Consider the following 19,500-nt stretch of genomic DNA (forward strand, 5'->3'; position numbering starts at 1 on the left):
TATCAGTGGCACGCTGGGGTATGATGCGAATTTTGACGGAGACGCTTGAGTGAGCGGAACAAGCGCCATAGAGCGGATAGAGAAGGGATTGGCTAAGCTGCTGCAGGCAGGCAACCGGATTGTCTGGTGGTCTGATCCTGACGGCGAATTTGCCGATGCCGTGGCTGACGTTTCCCTTGGTGAGGCAGACGTGATCTCCCTGGGCGACACCCCGGCACTGGCGGTGAAGCGGCAGGTGGAGCTGGAGTCGCCCGCGAGTTGCTTTGTGCTGTACGAAGGCCAGCACGCACCTGACCCAGAGCAGGACTGGTTGTTGGATATTCGCCTTTATGCCGAGCCGTTTGCCGCCGATGCCACCTCCATGCTGCGGCAGGACCTCGGTCTGGAACATGCCAGCCTGCGTCATTACCTCAAAGATCGTGGCCGTTTTTTTGCCAGTAGAGACCGCACCGCGCGTTTGGCCAGTTTGCTGCATGCCGACGACATGGAGCGGGACATCGATGCCAAGATCTGGGCGGTATTGTCGCGGAGTGGCTCGGCGGATCCCTTTACGCTGCTGCTGGATTTGCTCTGCGACGTGGCTCAGCTCGACGAGGGCGTGGCCTTTGATGAGTCCCCTTTGTGGCAGAGCCTGGTCAAGTATGGCCTGGAACCGTTCGCCTGGGCCCTGGTCGAGCGGCATTTCGGCTACAGGGATGACGCGCCCAGCCTGGCACGGTTCATTCCCCGGCTGTTGGTGACTGACCTTGGCCGGGGCCTGAAAAAGCCCTTGCCGACCGGCTTGATCAAGCTTGCATTGCCGCAAGCGAAAGCCGGTAACGTGGCGGTGCTGTTGTCCCAATGGCGGGATTCGACGGCACGGCAGAAGGATTACGACGTCCTGTCCGCCCGGTTGGCCAGTGACCTGCAGTTTACCCATCATCTCGCTGGCCTGACGCCCGCCGATGTGGCGAACTGCGCGACGTTTGTGGATCTGGAGCGAATCGTCGCCAATGCACTGCGCGATCAGCTGCTGGGCAATATGGCCAGCAGTGTGATGGCCGATGTACGCCGCACGGTGAATGGTCGCCTGGCCAGCTATTGGGTGAGTGATCGCTATCCCGATACGGAGGTGGGGAAGCGCAGTATTTGGCGGGGCTATTATCAGGCGCTGTTATCGGCGACGGGTCTGTTCGAGGCCATCGAAACCCGCGCCCAACACTTTGCCTTCACCAGCCCGGAGCAGGCGTATACCGCTTATACCGAGTCGCTGTTCGAAATTGATCAGTTCTATCGTCTGTTCCACGAGGCAGCGGATGTGGTGTCTGCCCGTGTCCCGGATGCGATTGCCCCCCTGGCTGATCAGGTGGAAGCGGCCTACCTCAATCGCTACCTGAACAAGCTGGCCATCCATTGGGATGGACATCTGCAAAATGGCCTGCTGGAGAATTGGAGTCTGGAGGGTGTCGTCAACCAGCAGAACTTCTACCAGAAAGTGGTGGCGCCTTATCTGGCGAAAGGTGACGAGCGCCGCATGTTTGTCATTATCAGCGATGCGCTGCGCTATGAAGTGGCCGATGAGCTGAAGACCCAGATCAATGGTCGCGAGCGTATTAATGCCACCCTACGTAGCCAGCTGGGTGTACTTCCCAGTTATACAAAATTGGGCATGGCCAGCCTGCTGCCGCACAAGATCCTGACCTACAACGCGAAAGGCTCGGTGGATGTGGATGGTCTCTCCTCGGAGGGCCTGGGTAACCGCAACAAGATAGTGGGGGCTGTCGGCGGCACCGCAGTGAAGGCAGAAACCCTGGCTAATATGGGCAAACAGGCCCTGCGAGATTTCGTCAGGCCGCACCGTGTGATTTACATTTACCACAACACCATCGATGCGGTGGGGGATTCCGCCAGTACAGAATCGAGCACCTGGATCGCCTGCCGCCAGACGATCAATGAACTGGCGGATCTGGTGTCACGGCTGGTGAATAATGCCAGTGCGACAGCGATTACGGTGACGGCGGATCATGGTTTCCTGTTCCGAGAAACACCACCAGATGCGCTGGAAAAGAGTGCCATGGACAGCAAGCCTGCCGGGGCCATAACCGCCAAGAAGCGCTATCTGGTTGGCAAGGACTTGGGCGAGGCCGAGTACGCCCACCAGGGCAAAACGGCCGTCACCGCTGGAACTGGGTGTAATACCGAGTTCTGGCTTCCCCGTGGTGTGGGGCGGTTCCACTTTGTGGGAGGGGCGCGCTTTGTTCATGGCGGTGCCACCTTGCAGGAGGTGGCCGTACCGATCATCGAGATCCGGCAGAAATACGGCAAGTCTGCAGAAGGTACCCGTGTTTCCAAAGTGGGCGTGAATGTATTGGGCCAGCAACATCGCATCACGACCAATTACCATGTCTTTACCTTGCTGCAGACCGAGCCGGTCAGTGAAAAGGTGCTGGCGACAACGATCACCATCGAATTGGTGAATCAGCACGGAGACAGTGTTTCATCCCGGGAGCTGTTGAACCTGGACAGCGATGCCGCCGAGCTGGGTGAGCGGCAAAGCAAAGTGTCCCTGAGTCTGGCGGCTCAGGCAGTGAAGCCTGGCAATGACCACTTTCTGGTACTCAGCGATGCTGAGAGCGAAATCGAACTTCAGCGCATTCCGGTGCGCATCGACTTGGCAATAGAGAATGACTTCGACTTCTGACATGCAAAACGAGGCGGATAACGCGCTAGATCTGGACGCAAAGCTGGTCGAGAACTTTCCCGGCAAAATTGTTCGCAAGGATCTGACCAAGCGCCTGAAAGAAGGCGCCAACGTGCCGGTGTATGTGCTGGAGTACCTGCTAGGTATGTACTGTTCCTCAGCTGATGAGGAGCAGATTGCCGAGGGCATGGATCGGGTCAAGCAGGTGCTGTCACAGAACTATGTGCGGCCCGACGAGGCAGAGAAGATCAAGGCCCGCATCCGTGAGAGCGGCAATTTCAAGATCATCGACAAGGTGACGGTTCGTCTTAACGAGAAGAAAGACCAGTACGAAGCCATTCTCTCCAATCTTGGCATCAATAACGCCAATATCGAAAGCCGCCAGGTTCACGACTATGAGAAGCTGCTGGTCGGCGGGATCTGGTCGATTATCTCCATCAAGTATGATTATGAAGATGGCCAAAGTAGTTCGCCCTTCGCCATCAAGGAATTGAAGCCCATCCAGATGCCGAATATGGATATGAATGCCTTGATGGAGGCGCGGCAACAGTTTACCGAGGACGAGTGGCTGGATGTGCTGCTGCGCTCGACCGGCATGGAACCTGCACATTTTGATACCCGCGTGAAGTGGCACTTGCTTGCGCGCTTGATTCCGTTTGTCGAGAACAACTACAACGTTTGCGAACTGGGCCCGCGTGGCACGGGTAAAAGCCACGTTTACAAGGAATGCAGCCCGAACAGCATTCTCGTGTCTGGCGGGCAGACCACCGTTGCCAACCTGTTCTACAACATGTCACGCCGGCAGGTTGGGCTGGTGGGAATGTGGGACGTGGTAGCTTTTGACGAAGTGGCCGGGATCTCGTTCAAAGACAAGGATGGCGTGCAGATCATGAAGGACTACATGGCCTCAGGCTCCTTTGCCCGTGGCCGTGATTCCATCTCAGCTAGTGCTAGTATGGTATTTGTCGGCAATATCAATCATTCCGTGGAAACGCTGGTGAAAACCAGCCACCTGTTGTCGCCATTCCCTGAGGCCATGATTGATTCCGCTTTCTTCGACCGTTTCCATGCCTATGTGCCGGGTTGGGAAATACCCAAGATGCGGCCTGAGTTTTTCACCAATCAGTATGGGCTGATCGTGGACTATCTGGCGGAGTACATGCGCGAGATGCGTAAGCGCACGTTCTCTGATGCCATCGACAAGTACTACAAGCTCGGTAATAACCTGAATCAGCGCGACAGCATCGCGGTGCGGCGTACAGTGTCAGGCCTACTGAAACTGCTATACCCGCATGGTGAATACGACAAAGCTGCCATCGAGCGTTGCCTGCAATATGCGCTTGAAGTGCGCCGCCGGGTGAAGGAACAGCTCAAGAAAATCGGTGGCATGGAATTCTTCGATGTGCATTTCTCCTACATCGATGCCGAGACCATGGAAGAGCACTATGTCAGTGTGAAAGAGCAGGGTGGCGGTGGACTGATTCCAGAGGGGCAGCCCAAGCCAGGCACTGTCTATACCGTTTCGACAGGCGCGACCAACGGCCACTTGGGCCTTTACCGGCTGGAAACTCAGGCTACAGCAGGGAATGGCAAGCTCAACACCTCGGGTTTAGGTTCCAGTTCTGGGGCTAAAGAAGGTCTGAAAGTCGCCCATGATTACTTCAAGGCGAATGTGAATCGCGTAAGCACCATGACCAAGGCGAGTGACTTCGACCTCCATTTGCACATGGTTGAGTTACACAACACCGGCCCATCAAAGCAGATGACGCTGGCGTCATTTATTGCCTACTGCTCTGCAACCATGAAACGGCCAACCCAGAACCAGATGATCGTACTGGGGGACATGAGCCTGGGTGGCAACATTATCCCCGCTGAAAATATGGCAGAGGCGCTACAGGTGGGTATGGATGCAGGCGCGAAGAAGGTATTGCTCCCGATGGCAAATGCCCAGGATATTCCGACGGTGCCTGCGGAGTTGTTTTCCAAGTATCAGGTGAGTTTTTACTCTGATCCGGTTGATGCGGTGTTTAAGGCATTGGGAGTGGAGTGATTTCCAGTAGTTCAGATTTGACCTGAAAAATGCCTTTTGAAGAGCCGATAAGCCTATTGTTTTCGAACAGTTCTGACAGGCCAGGTTTGAACCTATTCACTTAATTACGGATATGCTCCTTTAGATCCGGCCGCTTCTTAAGAATGGCTATTATTTTCTTAAAATCCTCATCTTCCTCTTCATTTTCCTCAGATTCCAATGATATCCAGCCGGATTCTTCACTGGGTATCTGTATGTCCAATTCCATCCTTAGCTTGGCTGACTTCATGCGGAGCGCACGTCTTAATGCATCCCTGTTCTTATCATCTCCATGCTGAAGAAAGATGGTGCCGCCGGCAGGTAAGTGCCCTTCTTTTGCATTGCACAGAGCCCAGTTTAAGAGGTCCTCCTGATCACCATGGGCAGAATAGCCTTTGATGTCGTCAATGCTTGCCATAATGTCAGCCACAGCGATGCTTTGCTCGCTATTCGGCCAATGGATAATGTTGCTGTTCATTCTTCTGTCGGGGACCGGAAGGTCTCTGATGGATAACAGCTTTCCGCAAACGGTGGTTGCTCCGCAGAACCCGGTCGTCGCAACAATGGTGTTTTCTTTAGGCAAAAGCATAGGAAGCCAAGATGCCGCCTTGCCAGCGTCGCCGTTTCCGGACCCTGTGACAATAACCGTAGGACGGTTAGAAGTGGTCAGTTCCTGCCTGGATGGGACGTTCTTGGAGAGAATGGGTTTCCAGTTTTTTGCGATTATGTTGCCTTCCTGCAATCCCTCCCAGTTGCAATCGTCTTTATAAAGGCTTGTGGCGTTCATGGCCTTTATCGCCTGTGGAAGATGGTCTGGATCGTTTTTGGTTAGTCCCAGAAGATCGAATATCTGTTTACCGAGCCACAGCGGCCTTGTCTTCTTTCTGTTGCTTTCCGTTGTGGACCAGAATTTGCACGTTTTATCTATGATTTCCCTGCCAAGAGGGAAATCATAGTAAAAATCGGCTTGCTGATAGTGCTCAGGGTCTTCAGCAACGATAGTGTGCAGGTCAAACAGGACATCCAGGCTTCGGCCTAGAGCAAAAGCTGGAATGAGTAGCGTCCCCTGAGCGCTTATGGCTCTGTTAATGAGAGACTTTAGGTGGCCTCTACGAATACTTGGGTCTTTATCCGCAGGACTGCGGTTTATAGATCCATAAGTGGATTCCATGACGGCGTAATTATGTTTGCCTGGATTCATGATGTGGCGAATGATAGGTAGAACTTCATTATTCTCAGGCTGGGGCCCGATATCCCCTGAAAAAACAATGCTTCTTTGCTCTGGAGACTTCGGCGGCCCCCAGTAAATACTGACAGATACTGCACCTAGTATATGACCGCTTCTCTGAAACTGGACAAAAAGGTCCTGGTCAACGGGGTGATGCCTACCCAAAACCGGTTCTTTTCTGAAATGACTCCATTTGATATTATCTATGTTTTTCTGTGTGAATAATTCAGGGTTCAAATGCATCGCATTTTTATACTGAACCTCGGAGATCGCCGCTGTTTCTTTAGTGCAGTATACCTTTCCATTAAAGCCTGAATCGTATAGGGAGGGGATGAGCCCGCTATGGTCCATATGAGCATGGGTGAGCACGATGAACTCAATCTCGGCTGGATCGAATGGCCATTCCTGATGATTCCACTGATCGGCAGTCATTTCGCCCTGCTGCATTCCGCAATCAATCAAAAAATTCCATCCCTTTTCCTGGTCCCGGATCCAGGTGCATGATCCGGTTACTTTGCCCAAAGGGCCGATAAAGTTCACTTCCATGATCTTTACTCTTCTGTATTATTTGGATGTTGATGCCGAACCGGGTTATGTTGTATTAAGTGAGAGAATGCTTCGAGCGTTGGCACTGCTGAATTGTTCGGCGTGCCTGACGTGTTTATCGACTCACTCCACGTCAATGCTGTTAAAACGGCTTCTTGCCACACCGCTGGAAATGGGGCTTCTCTTTTTGTTTCGGAGTCAACGCGAATGATATCAAGCCTTTTGGAAGGTGAGGCCCTATCTTGCGAAACCAGTTCGAAAGAGAGCTTATTGTCTTCCGATATCTTGTACGCAGTTACCGGTGGTAAACTGTGACTAAACCAGTTTGAAAATTCACGTACGGGCCAAAGGTCCTCTAGTAGTAACGTTTCAAATTGTGTTTGTTGAATGTCCTCACTGAGGACGACAAGAAATTGAGCGTTGTTTCCTTTGTGCTCATCCAGGAAGATAAATTCCGGGTAACAGCGATTGAGAGTGCGGCATAGCCCTTGGTTGATGTAAATGGAGGCCCACTTGGTCAGTGGCTTCCACGTGAGTCCAATCTTTGCCTGGTGCTGAAGCTCGCGGAAAGTAAAGGTTAGCGTTCTGTCGGCATTTACTTCTGGTTCAGGTTTCTCCTCCCTCAAGGGGATTGTGAGCGTGCAGTCCGCACCTCGAATGGCATATGTGGGTAATGACGTAGTGGGGAAATCCGAATATAGCTCGGGGCTTTTTCCTCTGATACGAATTGGTCGCTCTTCATAAATCCGCTGATCCAGGAATGTAAGGAGCTCAACTTCGGTGTTGAATAGCTGCCTCCAGGTTTTCTGCGAAGATGCCCCGGATTCAGTTAGCTCGCAATAAAATGGCGACGGGAGCAAGCCGCCCTTGTCTGCACCGGTTAGATAATCGATGAACACGCCCAAAGCGTTGGCGAGCTTCTCCGCTGTACGCTTGCTGGTACTGCCTGATGTCTCCACACGTGAATAGGCTTCACGTGAGAGTTCAATTTTCAGAGCGAGAGATTCCTGAGTATGGCCCTGCGCTTCTCTGGTCTCCCTGAGTATGGTTTTGTCCAAATCGAAGTTTTTCGCCACGGAGCTTTCCTCTGAGCTAATGGTGCAGAGCAGCCTACACGGCCATAACATCACATAAAAGCAATATGGTGTGATGTTATGACTTCTAAAACATCACATCGCTTTCAATGTGGGGTCAGGCGGGCGCCACTGATGGCGGGGCAGCACGACAGCCCTGCTGGCAGGGTGCGGATGCTGCCGTAGCTGGTAATTCGGAGGATGAAGGCGCCGAGTCCCTCATTGTCCCCGATGCGCGCGTGCGACCGGCCGTATGGCTTGCATGACCCGCTCGCAAGTGTCTGGCCCGGGGGATGGCAGGTGCTCGAGGCCCGTTCTCAACCTCGCGTCGCCAGGTTTCGCCGTCGCCCGTGCAGATAGGGCGAGCAGTGCTGCGATTAAACAAGCTATATTCCGTCCTAAAGTTGAGGTCTGGGTCGTAAACAGCGTGCGAACCGGATCGCGCGTAGTTCACCCGTTTCCCGTCGTCTTACGAAGCTCGTAGTCCAGCGCGCACTTGATCCAGCCGTCCTTTTTGACGATGCGACCGATACTGATGCGACCGATCACCGGGGCCATGATGGCGAGGCCTTTAAGCATAGTGCTCCGTTCTTGTGAATCAATGAGGCCGGCCCCGTCGGGGGCCGGTATGTGCCGCTTTCTCAGGGCGCGTCTTCCCGGGTAAAGAATGCGTCGACCAGATTCTGGATAACCAAACCGGCCTGCTCGTCGGACGGAAACTCACCGTGGTTTAGGATCAGCTCGAAGCCGAGCAAGTCTCCGAAAGCAGAAATCACCTCGTACTCAAACCTGCCGTGTTTTGGACTAAGGTGCCGCCAGTGACGTCGACTATACGCCCAGATCCAGTCCAGATAGCAGCAGCTCTGGGTGATCAGCGCCATGCGGCTTCCGCTCCAGAAATTCAGTAGACGCTGGCTGCGGCAAGGGTCTCTCCGGGACGTCATCAGGCCTTCGAACAGAAAGGCTCCCCAGACCGGTGCCACGGCCTGGGGCAGCATTTCACTTTTCAGATCCGATGGGAGGTCGACCTCGCGATAAGTACAGGGATCGTTCGGGCACATGCGGTTCTCCTTATAAACGGCATAGAAGCGCCCTCGCCGGTCGGACGGCGCCATTATTGAGTAGATAGAGGAAGGTGGGCGATTTAGACCCAGCCGCGCCGGGACAGGCTTTCCCAGCCGGACTGAGACACGACCAGATGGTCCAGGACATGAACGTCGATCAGGCTCAGAGCTTTGACCAGCTGCTGCGTGACATCCCGGTCTGCTTGGGACGGCTCACAGTGTCCGGAGGGATGGTTGTGCGCGAGAATTACTGAGGCCGCATTCCATTCCAGAGCTTTCTGCACGACGATCCGGGGGTGAACAGTGGCCCCATCGACGGTGCCAAAGAACAGCCGTTCGAAGCTTAGCACTTGATGCTTGTTGTTCATGAACAGCACCGCGAAGTGTTCGTTCTTCTCGTTCGCCAGCGCCATTTGTAGGAACTTGGCGGCGTCCTGGGGGGTGGAAAGGGCCTCGCCTCGAGTCAGGCTCTCCTGCAGGATGGCGGCGGCGGTGCGGATAATATCGTCCGAGGTGATCGGACCGAAGGCGTGATACAGGCCCTTCTCACTCTTTACGAAAGTCTTGTCGCAATCGCACATAGATGATCTCCAGAAGCAAAAAAGCCCGCGTGAGCGGGCTTGGAAGAGGGAAACGAGGAATCAGTCAGCGTCGGGAGGCCCGGAGGGCGCCGCGAACCGATGTCCGCACCGCAGGCACTCCAGCGAATCCAATTGGGTTTGATCGATCAGGTCACCTAGAGCGGCCCCGCCGGCACCTCCCACAAGGCCGCCAGCCAGCCCACCGAGCAACAGCCCCATCGCCATGCCGGGCGGGCCAGCAGCCACGCCCAGAGCGACACCGAGTTGCATGCGACCGGCGCCGGTTGCTACTCCGCCTACTAAGCCCGCAATCGTGCCGACGGCGCCGCAGGCTTTCCTGGCGTCATGACGGGTGCCGACATGGATCGAGCTGCAATTTGGGCATTGCAGAATCATTGATACCTCCAGTTGGTGATCACCGAGGGTTCAACTCCCTGGGCTCATGGAAGTAATGTGTATCTGAAAAAATCTGGAATGGAGCGCCGATACCCCAAGCGGACAGCGTGTCCAGGCGTGCTGTACGTTGATGGAGTTTTAGAGCGGGGTATTGCGACAAAAGCTGTCGCGATAAGGTGGGATGATCGAAAGGAGATGGCGTTAGCGCGAAGGGGGAGGTGTGGATAACTATCAGAACGTGCAAACAGCGGTGATCCGTTGGGCCCAGGGCCACTACCGTACCATTCAGGACTCGGGCACGGAGCTGAGCGATGCTGGTGTCGATCTGGCTAGAAGTGTGGGCGTGCTCGAGCCTACTCATATCAGAGTAATGCTGGTCGATCAGGTGCCGATCATGGATGACCCGGTGATTAGCAGCCTGGCCAAGAGCGTTGGTATGCTGAATGGCACGATAATGGGGATGACCTTTGGGCACTCGATCTACATAGCCAGGGGCTTTGAGTCAACGCGCCTCTATTCCCATGAGTTTCGTCACGTCTACCAGTACGAAACGTTCGGATCGTTAGAAGCCTTCATGGAGGAGTATCTCCACCAAGTTCTGACGTTTGGGTACAGCAAGGCGCCTTTGGAGCTGGATGCGAAGGAGTTTGAGATTGAGTGAGGGAAGGAACGATCTGTCTTGGTTTTGGGAATCCGACCTGTGTCAGAACCTCCGGGCGATGTCGTATGCAGAGAAGCCTAACCTTCTAACGCTGCTCTTCGCAGTCCACGATGAGGTTCGCTTGCACACGCCGTTACTGGGGTGGTTGCTGGACCCGAAAGGGGATCACGGCTTAGGAAAGGAGCCTCTGAGCCGCTTCTTATCCATGCTCGAAATTGATGACGCTGGCGCCGAACACGCCCAAGTCTGGCGTGAACGGTCTTTCCCTAAGCATGGTCGGGTCGATCTGATGATCCAACTGCCCGGTTGCTGCTTGGTGATCGAGAACAAACTATACGCGGCCGATCAAGAAGCTCAGTTATGGCGCTATCAGCAGGTGCTAGTAGCCGAGGTGGTACCACCCGTAACCTCACATCTGTTTTATCTAACGCTAGACGGCTGTGAACCGTCCCCCATCTCTGTTTCAGCCCCGTCCGGCTTCGGCGATATGCCGGGGCTGGAAGAAGGCAGCTATCAGTGCATCAGCTACGAGACTGAGATTCACTCTTGGCTAACCGGCCTGTTGGAATGGGCATGCGCTAAGCAGGAAAAAGGCCGGATTCACCATATCCTGACGCAGTACAACGAAGTTCTAATGGAGGCTATCGGCATGCACTCGCGAGAAGAGGCATTGAGCGAACTGAATAGCAGCGGGTTGATGGATCACGTAGTCGCTAATCAGGGCGATGTAACCACATTGGCGAGGCTAACCCGCTCCGTCTTCTTCTTGCACGCCAGGCTGCTTGAGGAATTGATCGAGGGCGTACATCGGGCGCTAGAGAAAGAGCCTCGCCTGGAAAGAGTAAAATCGCCGGAGCGCTGGAGCGAGCTTGACTGGGGGATCTATGAGGGTTGGGCGAGGGGAAGGACGCCTAGTGGTTACCGATTCTACCGTATACATGGTGTGCGCGACCGCAAATTAGAGAACCTGCATTTGGTAGTAGGCCTGGACGCATCAGACAGGTTTTGGGTAGGTCTGGGGCGTTTCGAGGAAGGAAAGCACGCTGAGGTGCCCGCTGACCGTAATCGCTTTGCAGACATCGAGGGCGCGACGCACAATAACTGGTGGCTGAGCTGGGTTACGATTCAAGAAGTGGACCCGGCGCAGTTTGACGGGGATAGAGGGGTTGGGAAATTAGCAACATCCGAAGGAAAAGGCGCCATCGTTGATAAAGCAATAGACCTTTGCCGGCGCTATCTAAGAGAGATCAAATAGCGCACCTCACCGTAAAATCCGGCGGAAGTCGATGGTCTGGGTCGTGAGAGAAGTTTTCGTGCTTAATATTGATGCTCAGCTTGTGTGGGCCACGCGCAGTGGCCTTGTCTCGGCCGTCTCGTAATGTCAGCGATCACCTTAATCCGAATTGAGCAATTATTCCGGGCCTGCTAGCAAGAAGCCGCTCCAAATGGCTCTCTGCCCACATCTCAATTCGGAGAGCACTGTCAGACTCATTGTGCTTCTCCACGATAGCGACGGCGTCTGATGTAAATCTGCCGGAAGTAGCGATAACGTGTACGTCCACCCTTGGCGGTTCCCAAAGTTTCATCTGGTCTTTAAGGGTGGAAATATCCGCTGGCTTTACACTTTTAGACTGCCAATGCTTACATTGGATAATGACCTTTTGCCTCAAGGTGCCCCCGAGCGAGTCTGAATGGACGCGATACACTGAAAGGTCACGGCCACGGTCTGGCGCATTGGTTTTGGTAAGCCATTTAGGGTCTTCATAATCTTTTTCTGAGGAGATTAGAACGAATATTAACCGCTCGAATTCCTCATCGGTAAGACTCTCCCACTTCAGCTTTGTAGCAACCGGGCCTCTCGGCTTTGAACTTACCAAATCACCTAAATCTCCGACTCCCACTGGTACCGGTTCTGATTCACCGTACATCGATTTGCGTAAGTCAGATCTCACGTTTGGCCAATCGTGCTCAATGATGTCACAAAGGTCTTTACGCGTCGCGAAATGCAAGTGCCTATGGAGGTCCTTCCACCGCATCGGCTTAGCCACGGTGCTGCCCAGAAGCATTGCAATCTGGGCCACGTTCTCTTTCAGTTCATCAAATTCAGGATCAGTAACATTGTCGTTCGACGGACCACTTTCGGTAAGCAGTAGGCCTAGATTTCCTAGATTTGAGTCAATAGCATCAATAAGCTCAATTAAGGCGTCCCTGATTAGCTCACGCCGCTTTTGGTTAAATCGGTAGCGATACTCTCGCAGATATCGTGGAGGTTCTCCGATTTGCCGCTCGACTGAGACCATGCACTCAAAATCACCAACCTCCCGGGCATCTAGCCGATTTTGCGCTATTTCATCCAAATCCATCAAGATGATATCTGGCTTCCAGCCATCAATTTTCGGTAACGACGCGATCAAAATATCGAAGTCGCGGCAGCTAGTTTCATAGTCCGGGTTCTCACCAAACACTATTCCACTCGGTATTGTAGCTTCAATCTCTGCCAATAATTTTTCGGCTTTAATAAGATTTGCCTCGGCTGCTTCAAATTGCCGAAGTGCGGCATTTAAAGGGCTATCAGACATTGATCCTCCTGACATCGCGAAAAGTAGCATAGCTGTATAGCCAGGGTAAGAGGGTTGGGCTATGGCTGAAACAGATTGCGGGCACTCAAACAAGCCTTATCCAAGGCTCTTTTCATTCGCTAACTTTTTTTGTCCAACGTCAAACAAAGACGAATCTAAGGCAAAGGTCTCTCGCATACCGTCCGCTGTCATTGACGACCAAACCATTTCTCGTTGTACAAGGGACTCTACACCAGCAGCGGGTAATCCCAGCCGATTTACTTGGTCCCAAGTAAGAACTGATCCACCTGCTCCAACAAATGCCTGTACTACCGTTCTTTCTTCCTCGCTCAAGCGGCTATAGATGCGCTCTGCTTCCGCTAATTCCATTAGGCTTTGTTCTCGACTTACCGCGCGTGCATGGATTCCCGTGGCGATCAGTCGAACTAGCGGAAATGCAATAATCGATAGAAACGCCGCAATGACCCAGTCCGTCGACAAGAGGTAAGCTGACAGGCCAATAACGCCTGCGACAGATGTGGCGATACTACGACCAACATCGGTTTCCGCGTATATACGCTCTACCCATTTATCAAGAGTCTGCAATATTGACCTCCAGTGCTTTAAGGGTTATTTCCAGCGCTTTACCGCAAAAAAACTGAAATCTATGTCTAAGCGTTCAAGGGCGTTATCGATGCTTAATGCTGACGCTCAAATCGTGGCGGCACGCACAGTGGTCTTCGTGTCGACCGCCTAGTAATGTCAGCGATTAGCCATCACCCACGGATCGGTACATATTAGAGAATCAATACCTTCCTCTCGGATCGTCGCTTTGGCCTCATTCAGTGCCGCTGCGTCAGTGTCGAACTCATGGTCCCATATCGTAGATGTGCCGAATTCATCTATGATTTCGAGAGTCCAACCTCCTGCGTCACCACGGAGAATATCGACCATGACAGCTTTATCGTCGGCAGCCAGTCGCTGACTTAAGGGGCTCGTTTCGATCTCAAGACCGTTTACCATTGATGTCCTCCCGGGGGCTTTAGTCTTCTTGAGTGTAGTGTTTTCCGTGGGGTCACGCCGTAGCCGTGCCTTTCGGAGACCCGATAGGCCGGTGATTAAATCGATTTTTAGCAGCATTTAATGCTCTATCGGCCGATATCATGGAGCGAGCCATCATTGCTGAGCCATATGCCATCGCCGAGATAGAAGTCGTTGCCGAGATCATCTGCCGCAATGTTGTTGTATAGGTCAATCATCTCGTCCTTGGAGCGACACCGTAAGTCTGTGCGGGAGTCATAGATTTCAAAGAACCTGCTAAACGCTGCAGAAAGATCTTTATTGAACTCTGTGTCGTTCCTATCTTCATGTTGCGTTATGATGCATATCTTTACGTATTCCCTTCCAGCTCGGTCTTTCTCCACTGAAGGGGAAGTCTCAAGTTCAATACCAAGCCGTAACGCGGACTCAACTAAGCGAAGTTGATCAGAGCATACATTGATGTGCCCATGATCTTCACAGGCGGTAGCGGTCATAAGCTCCCAGTGAGGATGAGATCCAAGAATTCTTAGAAAGCTAGTTCTTCCCCTGGTAACAACGTAGCTTTCCTTGCTGTTTAAACCCGCCTTGTTGGATTGAAAAATAATGAAGTCGCTTGCCACGGTCCCTCGGATTACTTCAAATAAGTATTGAGCTGCGCGCTCAGTTAGAGGCTAACGGAGTGCGGCCTGTCGCGGCCGCAGGGCTTTATTAGTTGGATCAACTCAGGGCCTCTCGTAAGCAGATGAAAGCGTGATGCATATCACAAGTCAACACCCGGGCTCCTATTGCGCAGGCAAAAAAAGGGGCCGGATAAGTCGACTTTTATAAATGCCGACTAGCTACTGCTGAAAAAAACACGTCGTCGCGCACTGCCGTGAACCTCGGTTCCTACCCCTTTTAATATTTCGAAGCTGCCGGGTGTGGCAGTAAGCGTTGGAAGAGCCCCGTCGACTTGGGACCTCTGGTGCGAGACGCGGCCGTCAGAGAGTTGCGGGCGGAGGTTTACAAGAAGCGGTTCAATTGCTTTCAGGGGGCAATATGATACCATATTAATGTATCAGGTGATCGAACGGAGCGAAGTCATGTCAGTTGATCTGGGCGAGTATCGAGCCCCTAGGGAAGCAGGCTCAGGTTTCTGGAAGACAGTCGGGATCCCTGCGCGCGGCGCCCAGCTGCACGCGGCGCTGCGGGAAGGCGTTTCCTACGTTGTGTATAAGCAACTTGTGTCGGTGGCGGGTCTGGAGCACCAGGAGTTGGCCCGGTATCTGGTGATCCCGCCCGCCACGTTGCGGCGACGGGCCAAGGCCGGGAAGTTTAAGGTGGAAGAGAGCGACCGTCTGTATCGCTTTGCAGAGGTGCTTAAGGCGGCCATCGATCTGTTTGAAGGTGACCGTGAGCGGGCTGTGCATTGGTTGTCGAACCCCGTGCGGGGGCTGGGAGATCGGCGCCCTGTGGACATGTTGGCCACGTCCGCCGAAGTGGAGGCCGTTCTGGACCTGATCGGCCGGCTTGAGCACGGCGTCTTCGCATGAGTGGGATTGCTGCGTTTCGTCTGGTTAAGCGTAAGTGGCTGGATACCGTCTTCGACGGCGAAGGCGCGCGGCGCTTTGGCGGGCGGTGGAACAGTCGTGGCAAGTCCTGCGTGTACCTGGCGGGCTCTGAATCCCTGGCGTTGCTGGAGGTAATGGTCCATTTGGATGATTACGGTTTGCTGCAGCACTACGCGCTGCTTGAAGTGCGCTTACCGGAGGATCAGGTACTGCGGTTGCCGGAATCCGACCTGCCTGGCGACTGGCGTGACGAACCGGCGCCACCGTCCACGGCGGAGTTGGGTGATGGTTGGTTGGACGGCCAGAGCAGCCTGGTGCTCGCGGTGCCGAGCGTGGTGGTGCCCCGTGAGTGGAATTACCTGCTTAACCCGGGCCATCCGGGGTATGAGCGCCTGGTTGCGGGCGCGAAGGAGGTGAATTTCGAGCCGGATGTTCGCCTGTAGCTAGCTGCGGACGTTCCGCAACCCTTCCAGATAGTCGGCCCACGTTTGCATCATCTTGCGGCGCTCATCCAGCCACTGGGTCCGGTTGTAGGCCCGGCCGTGAACGTCGCGCACCCGGTGGGCCATCTGCATCTCGATGATGGCCACCGGAAGGCGCAGCTCTTCTTCCAGTAGTGTTCTGGCCGTGGCGCGGAATCCGTGCCCCGTCATGGTGTCCTTGTAGCCGAGGTTGATCAGCGCCGCTGTGACGGCGTTTTCGCTCATGGGGCGAGCTCTTGAGCGGGCACTGGGGAAGACGTACGGGCTGCGGCCATTGATAGGCTCCAGCTCCCGGAGGATCTGAATCGCCTGATCGGCCAGGGGCACGATTAGAGGGTCACTGTTCTTCGTTCTCTGCGCGCTCCACTGGGCTTTCTGCCAGTCGATCTGGTCCCATTGCATCTGGCGCAGGTCGCCAGGACGCAGGAAGAACAGCGGTGCCAACTTCAGGGCGGCGGAAACCGTGGGAGTACCCTCGTAGCCCCACAGGACGCGCAACAGATCGCCGAGTTGATCGGGGTCGGTGATGGCGGCGTAGTGCTTGACGCTCGGGGAGCGCAGCAGACCACGCAAGTCCACGGTGATATCGCGCTCGGCTTTGCCGATGCCCACGGCGTACCGGAAGACCTGGCCGATGATGGTCTTGAGTCGGTGCGCGTTGTCCACATGGCCTTTCTGCTCAATACGCCGAAGGGTGCTGAGTGCATCCGGTGGGGTGATATCTCGGATCGGCATGCGGCCGATATAAGGGAATAGGTGCATCTCCATCCGGCGTAGGTTCTTGGGGTGCGTGGTGGCGCCTACCTCATGTTTGTGGATGGTTTCGTACCACTCCAGGGCGATGCTCTGAAAGGTATCTGCGGTTTCCGTCTGCCGCCGTCGCTGTTCCATACGGCGGTAATCCACGGGGTCGATACCTTGATCGAGCAACTTGAGAGCTTCGTCGCGCGCGGTTCTGGCTTCCTTGAGGCTGGTGCGGGGGTAGCTGCCGAGGGTGAGGGTGCGCTCTTTGCCGTGGAATCGGTACCGCAGCCACCAGGCTTTAGAGGTCGGGCGAACCACCAGGGTGAGTCCGCCGCCATCCGCTAACTTTCTTTGCCGGGCGCCTTCCGTGGTGGCGTTCCTGGCCTCTTTGTCCGTGAGTTTATGGATGCCCTTGTTCATAGTTTTCCTTGTTGTGGGTATGGCTCCGATCATCCGGTGAAATCACTGTGGGTATGGACCTTAGCAAGGGCGCCATACCCACAGCAATACCCGCACTCAAGTCGGATGCCACAGGATGCTATCGGAAAGGGTAGGAATAAAAATCGTTATTTATCAGGGAGTTGCGAGAGGTTTTGGACTTTGCGGGAATTCTTCGGAAGGGGAGATGGTGGGCCCACCAGGACTTGAACCTGGAACCAACGGATTATGAGTCCGCTGCTCTAACCAGTTGAGCTATAGGCCCGAAATAGTTTTGATTGTTGTTGCCGCAGGCTGCGCCTGCTTTCGCGGGCCGGGCCCGCTCCCACAAGGGTGCCCGGACAGCGGGACTGTCCGGGCAGGTAGTTATATACCGAATTACATGTCCGCGTCGAGGAAGCTGCGGAGATGTTCGCTGCGCGAGGGGTGGCGGAGCTTGCGCAGCGCCTTGGCCTCTATTTGACGGATCCGCTCCCGGGTGACGTCGAACTGCTTGCCCACTTCCTCGAGGGTGTGGTCCGTGTTCATGTCGATACCGAAGCGCATGCGCAGCACCTTGGCTTCGCGGGCGGTGAGGTTGGCCAGCACTTCCCGGGTGGCTTCTTCCAGGCCCAGGGAGGTGGCGGAATCCACCGGCGAGTCCACGTTGCCGTCTTCGATGAAGTCGCCCAGGCTGGAGTCCTCGTCGTCGCCGATCGGGGTCTCCATGGAAATCGGTTCCTTGGCGATCTTGAGCACCTTGCGGACCTTGTCTTCCGGCATTTCCAGGCGCACGCCCAGTTCTTCCGGGGTCGGTTCGCGGCCCATTTCCTGCAGCATCTGGCGTTGCACCCGGTTGATCTTGTTGATCGTCTCTATCATGTGCACCGGAATCCGGATGGTGCGGGCCTGGTCGGCGATGGAGCGGGTGATCGCCTGGCGAATCCACCAGGTGGCGTAGGTGGAGAACTTGTAGCCCCGGCGGTATTCGAACTTGTCCACGGCTTTCATCAGGCCGATGTTGCCTTCCTGGATCAGGTCCAGGAACTGCAGGCCGCGGTTGGTGTACTTCTTGGCGATGGAGATCACCAGGCGCAGGTTGGCCTCGACCATTTCTTTCTTGGCGCGGCGCGCCTTGGCTTCGCCGATGGAGATGCGGCGGTTGATCTCCTTGATGTCGGCCACGGGCAGGCCGATGACCTCTTCCAGGGTCATGATCTTGCGCTGGTTACGCTGGATGTCTTCTTTCACCAGGCGCAGCTTGTCGGCGTAGTCCTTGGACTTCTTGCTCTTGAGCGTCTGATCCACCCAGTCCATGTTGGTTTCGTTGCCGGGGAAGATCTTGATGAAGTCACGGCGCGGCACGCCGGCGCGGCGGATCGCCAGCGCCATGATGTGGCGCTCGAAGCGGCGCACGGTGTCCAGGTGGGTGCGGGCGCCGACCAGCAGCTGGTCGTAGATGCGCGGCACCAGTTTGAACAGGGTGAAGTGCGCGGCCAGGGCTTCCTGGGCCTTGGCGGTGCTGGCGTGGTCGCGGCCGTTGCGCTTGAACGAACGCTGGGCTTTTTCGTAGAGCTTCTTGAGCTCGGCGAAACGCTCCGCCGCCAGGACCGGGTCCAGGCCGCCTTCGTCCTCTTCTTCCTCGTCAGCGTCGGCGCCGGCGGTGTTCTTGTCGGCGTCGTCCTCTTCGTCGTCGTCCTTCTGCTTGGCTTTCTCTTTTTCCTTCTCGCGCTCTTTTTCCTTCGCCGCCTTTTCCGCTTCCTCGCGCTTCTTCTGGCTGAAGCGCGGCTCTTTGTTGGCGTTGGTGGCGGCGGCGCCGTCGTCGTTGGGGTCCAGGTAGCCGGCGATCACGTCGGTGAGCTTGCGCTCTTCGTCGGTGATGCGCTGGTACTCGTCGAGGACCATTTCCACGGCGCCGGGCCAGAAGGCGAGGGCGTGCATGACTTCACGGGTGCCTTCCTCGATGCGCTTGGCGATCTCGATTTCGCCTTCCCGGGTGAGCAGCTCCACGGTGCCCATTTCGCGCATGTACATGCGCACCGGGTCGGTGGTGCGGCCCGGTTCGTTCTCCACGGAGGCGAGCACGGCGGCGGCTTCTTCAGCGGCCATCTCGTCGGTGCTTTCCGCGCTCTCATCCATCATGATCTGATCGGCGTCGGTGGCTTTCTCCACCACGCTGATGCCCATGTCGTTGATCATCTGGATGATGTCTTCCACCTGATCCGTGTCGGTGATGGACTCGGGCAGGTGGTCGTTCACCTCGGCATAGGTCAGGTAGCCCTGTTCCTTGCCCAGCGCGATCAACTGCTTCAGCTGTGATTGCTGCTGTTTCTGAGTCGTCATGCGAAAAAGCCCGTGCAGATTGGAAGAGTGTCGAGGAAAACGAGATGTCGTTGGGAAACGGCGTATTA

General features: G+C 55.1%; 17 protein-coding genes, 1 tRNA gene and 1 pseudogene. 6 read left to right on the forward strand and 13 right to left on the reverse strand.

Annotated features, from left to right (window positions below):
* Positions 1-49 precede the first annotated feature (49 nt).
* On the forward strand, positions 50-2,680 hold the full coding sequence (gene pglZ / locus ACMG4O_RS05770; RefSeq protein ID WP_414434612.1) for a BREX-1 system phosphatase PglZ type A: 2,631 nt from the start codon (positions 50-52) through the stop codon (positions 2,678-2,680).
* Positions 2,664-4,730, forward strand: a complete 2,067-nt coding sequence (gene brxL, locus ACMG4O_RS05775) for a protease Lon-related BREX system protein BrxL (RefSeq protein WP_414434613.1) — start codon at positions 2,664-2,666, stop codon at positions 4,728-4,730. Before pglZ ends, brxL begins: the two co-directional genes overlap by 17 nt.
* A gap of 100 nt (positions 4,731-4,830) precedes the next feature.
* Here the strand turns inward: brxL and ACMG4O_RS05780 are convergent, their stop codons facing one another.
* The 6 genes and pseudogenes from ACMG4O_RS05780 to ACMG4O_RS05805 all read right to left on the reverse strand — a co-directional run bounded on the left by ACMG4O_RS05780 (position 4,831) and on the right by ACMG4O_RS05805 (position 9,240).
* Positions 4,831-6,522, reverse strand: coding sequence for an MBL fold metallo-hydrolase (locus ACMG4O_RS05780; RefSeq protein ID WP_414434614.1), 1,692 nt, complete (start codon positions 6,520-6,522; stop codon positions 4,831-4,833).
* A gap of 5 nt (positions 6,523-6,527) precedes the next feature.
* Positions 6,528-7,598, reverse strand: coding sequence for a helix-turn-helix transcriptional regulator (locus ACMG4O_RS05785; RefSeq protein ID WP_414434615.1), 1,071 nt, complete (start codon positions 7,596-7,598; stop codon positions 6,528-6,530).
* Between the two features lie 104 nt (positions 7,599-7,702).
* Positions 7,703-7,882 (reverse strand): annotated as a pseudogene (locus tag ACMG4O_RS05790) (hypothetical protein); the annotation flags it as partial.
* A 163-nt stretch (positions 7,883-8,045) separates the two neighbouring features.
* Positions 8,046-8,174 (reverse strand): hypothetical protein, encoded by a 129-nt coding sequence (locus ACMG4O_RS05795; protein ID WP_414434616.1) that lies wholly within the window; start codon positions 8,172-8,174, stop codon positions 8,046-8,048.
* A gap of 62 nt (positions 8,175-8,236) precedes the next feature.
* A complete protein-coding gene (locus tag ACMG4O_RS05800; protein WP_414434617.1) occupies positions 8,237-8,656 on the reverse strand; it encodes a hypothetical protein in 420 nt (139 codons plus the stop codon).
* Between the two features lie 83 nt (positions 8,657-8,739).
* Positions 8,740-9,240, reverse strand: coding sequence for a JAB domain-containing protein (locus ACMG4O_RS05805; protein ID WP_414434618.1), 501 nt, complete (start codon positions 9,238-9,240; stop codon positions 8,740-8,742).
* A 616-nt stretch (positions 9,241-9,856) separates the two neighbouring features.
* Here ACMG4O_RS05805 and ACMG4O_RS05810 point away from each other — a divergent pair.
* On the forward strand, positions 9,857-10,297 hold the full coding sequence (locus ACMG4O_RS05810) for a hypothetical protein (protein ID WP_414434619.1): 441 nt from the start codon (positions 9,857-9,859) through the stop codon (positions 10,295-10,297).
* Positions 10,298-10,355: 58 nt separating this feature from the next.
* The gene (locus ACMG4O_RS05815) at positions 10,356-11,552 is read left to right on the forward strand and encodes a PD-(D/E)XK nuclease family protein (RefSeq protein ID WP_414434857.1); all 1,197 of its coding nucleotides are present in this window, start codon (positions 10,356-10,358) and stop codon (positions 11,550-11,552) included.
* Between the two features lie 133 nt (positions 11,553-11,685).
* On the opposite strand, the gene ACMG4O_RS05820 is transcribed toward ACMG4O_RS05815, so the two are convergent.
* From ACMG4O_RS05820 to ACMG4O_RS05835, 4 genes are all read right to left on the reverse strand, one after another.
* A complete protein-coding gene (locus tag ACMG4O_RS05820) occupies positions 11,686-12,876 on the reverse strand; it encodes a restriction endonuclease (protein ID WP_414434620.1) in 1,191 nt (396 codons plus the stop codon).
* A 96-nt stretch (positions 12,877-12,972) separates the two neighbouring features.
* Positions 12,973-13,461, reverse strand: a complete 489-nt coding sequence (locus ACMG4O_RS05825; protein ID WP_414434621.1) for a hypothetical protein — start codon at positions 13,459-13,461, stop codon at positions 12,973-12,975.
* A gap of 156 nt (positions 13,462-13,617) precedes the next feature.
* A complete protein-coding gene (locus ACMG4O_RS05830) occupies positions 13,618-13,878 on the reverse strand; it encodes a hypothetical protein (RefSeq protein ID WP_414434622.1) in 261 nt (86 codons plus the stop codon).
* A 125-nt stretch (positions 13,879-14,003) separates the two neighbouring features.
* Positions 14,004-14,516, reverse strand: coding sequence for a hypothetical protein (locus ACMG4O_RS05835; protein ID WP_414434623.1), 513 nt, complete (start codon positions 14,514-14,516; stop codon positions 14,004-14,006).
* 462 nt (positions 14,517-14,978) lie between these two features.
* On the opposite strand from ACMG4O_RS05835, the gene ACMG4O_RS05840 reads away from it, so the two are divergent.
* A complete protein-coding gene (locus ACMG4O_RS05840) occupies positions 14,979-15,428 on the forward strand; it encodes an antitoxin Xre/MbcA/ParS toxin-binding domain-containing protein (protein WP_414434624.1) in 450 nt (149 codons plus the stop codon).
* Complete coding sequence (locus ACMG4O_RS05845; RefSeq protein ID WP_414434625.1) at positions 15,425-15,889, forward strand: RES family NAD+ phosphorylase; 465 nt, start codon at positions 15,425-15,427, stop codon at positions 15,887-15,889. The genes ACMG4O_RS05840 and ACMG4O_RS05845 overlap by 4 nt, the downstream gene beginning before the upstream one ends.
* On the opposite strand, the gene ACMG4O_RS05850 is transcribed toward ACMG4O_RS05845, so the two are convergent.
* The 3 genes from ACMG4O_RS05850 to rpoD form a co-directional block, all read right to left on the reverse strand.
* Positions 15,890-17,092 carry a tyrosine-type recombinase/integrase gene (locus ACMG4O_RS05850; RefSeq protein WP_414434626.1) on the reverse strand — a complete coding sequence of 401 codons (1,203 nt, stop codon included), beginning with the start codon at positions 17,090-17,092 and terminating at the stop codon, positions 15,890-15,892.
* Between the two features lie 206 nt (positions 17,093-17,298).
* Positions 17,299-17,375, reverse strand: a tRNA-Ile gene (locus tag ACMG4O_RS05855).
* A 113-nt stretch (positions 17,376-17,488) separates the two neighbouring features.
* A complete protein-coding gene (gene rpoD / locus ACMG4O_RS05860; protein WP_142947322.1) occupies positions 17,489-19,432 on the reverse strand; it encodes an RNA polymerase sigma factor RpoD in 1,944 nt (647 codons plus the stop codon).
* Positions 19,433-19,500 lie beyond the last annotated feature (68 nt).

The sequence above is a fragment of the Alloalcanivorax venustensis genome (assembly GCF_047495515.1).
GTDB classification, from domain to species: Bacteria; Pseudomonadota; Gammaproteobacteria; order Pseudomonadales; family Alcanivoracaceae; genus Alloalcanivorax; species Alloalcanivorax venustensis.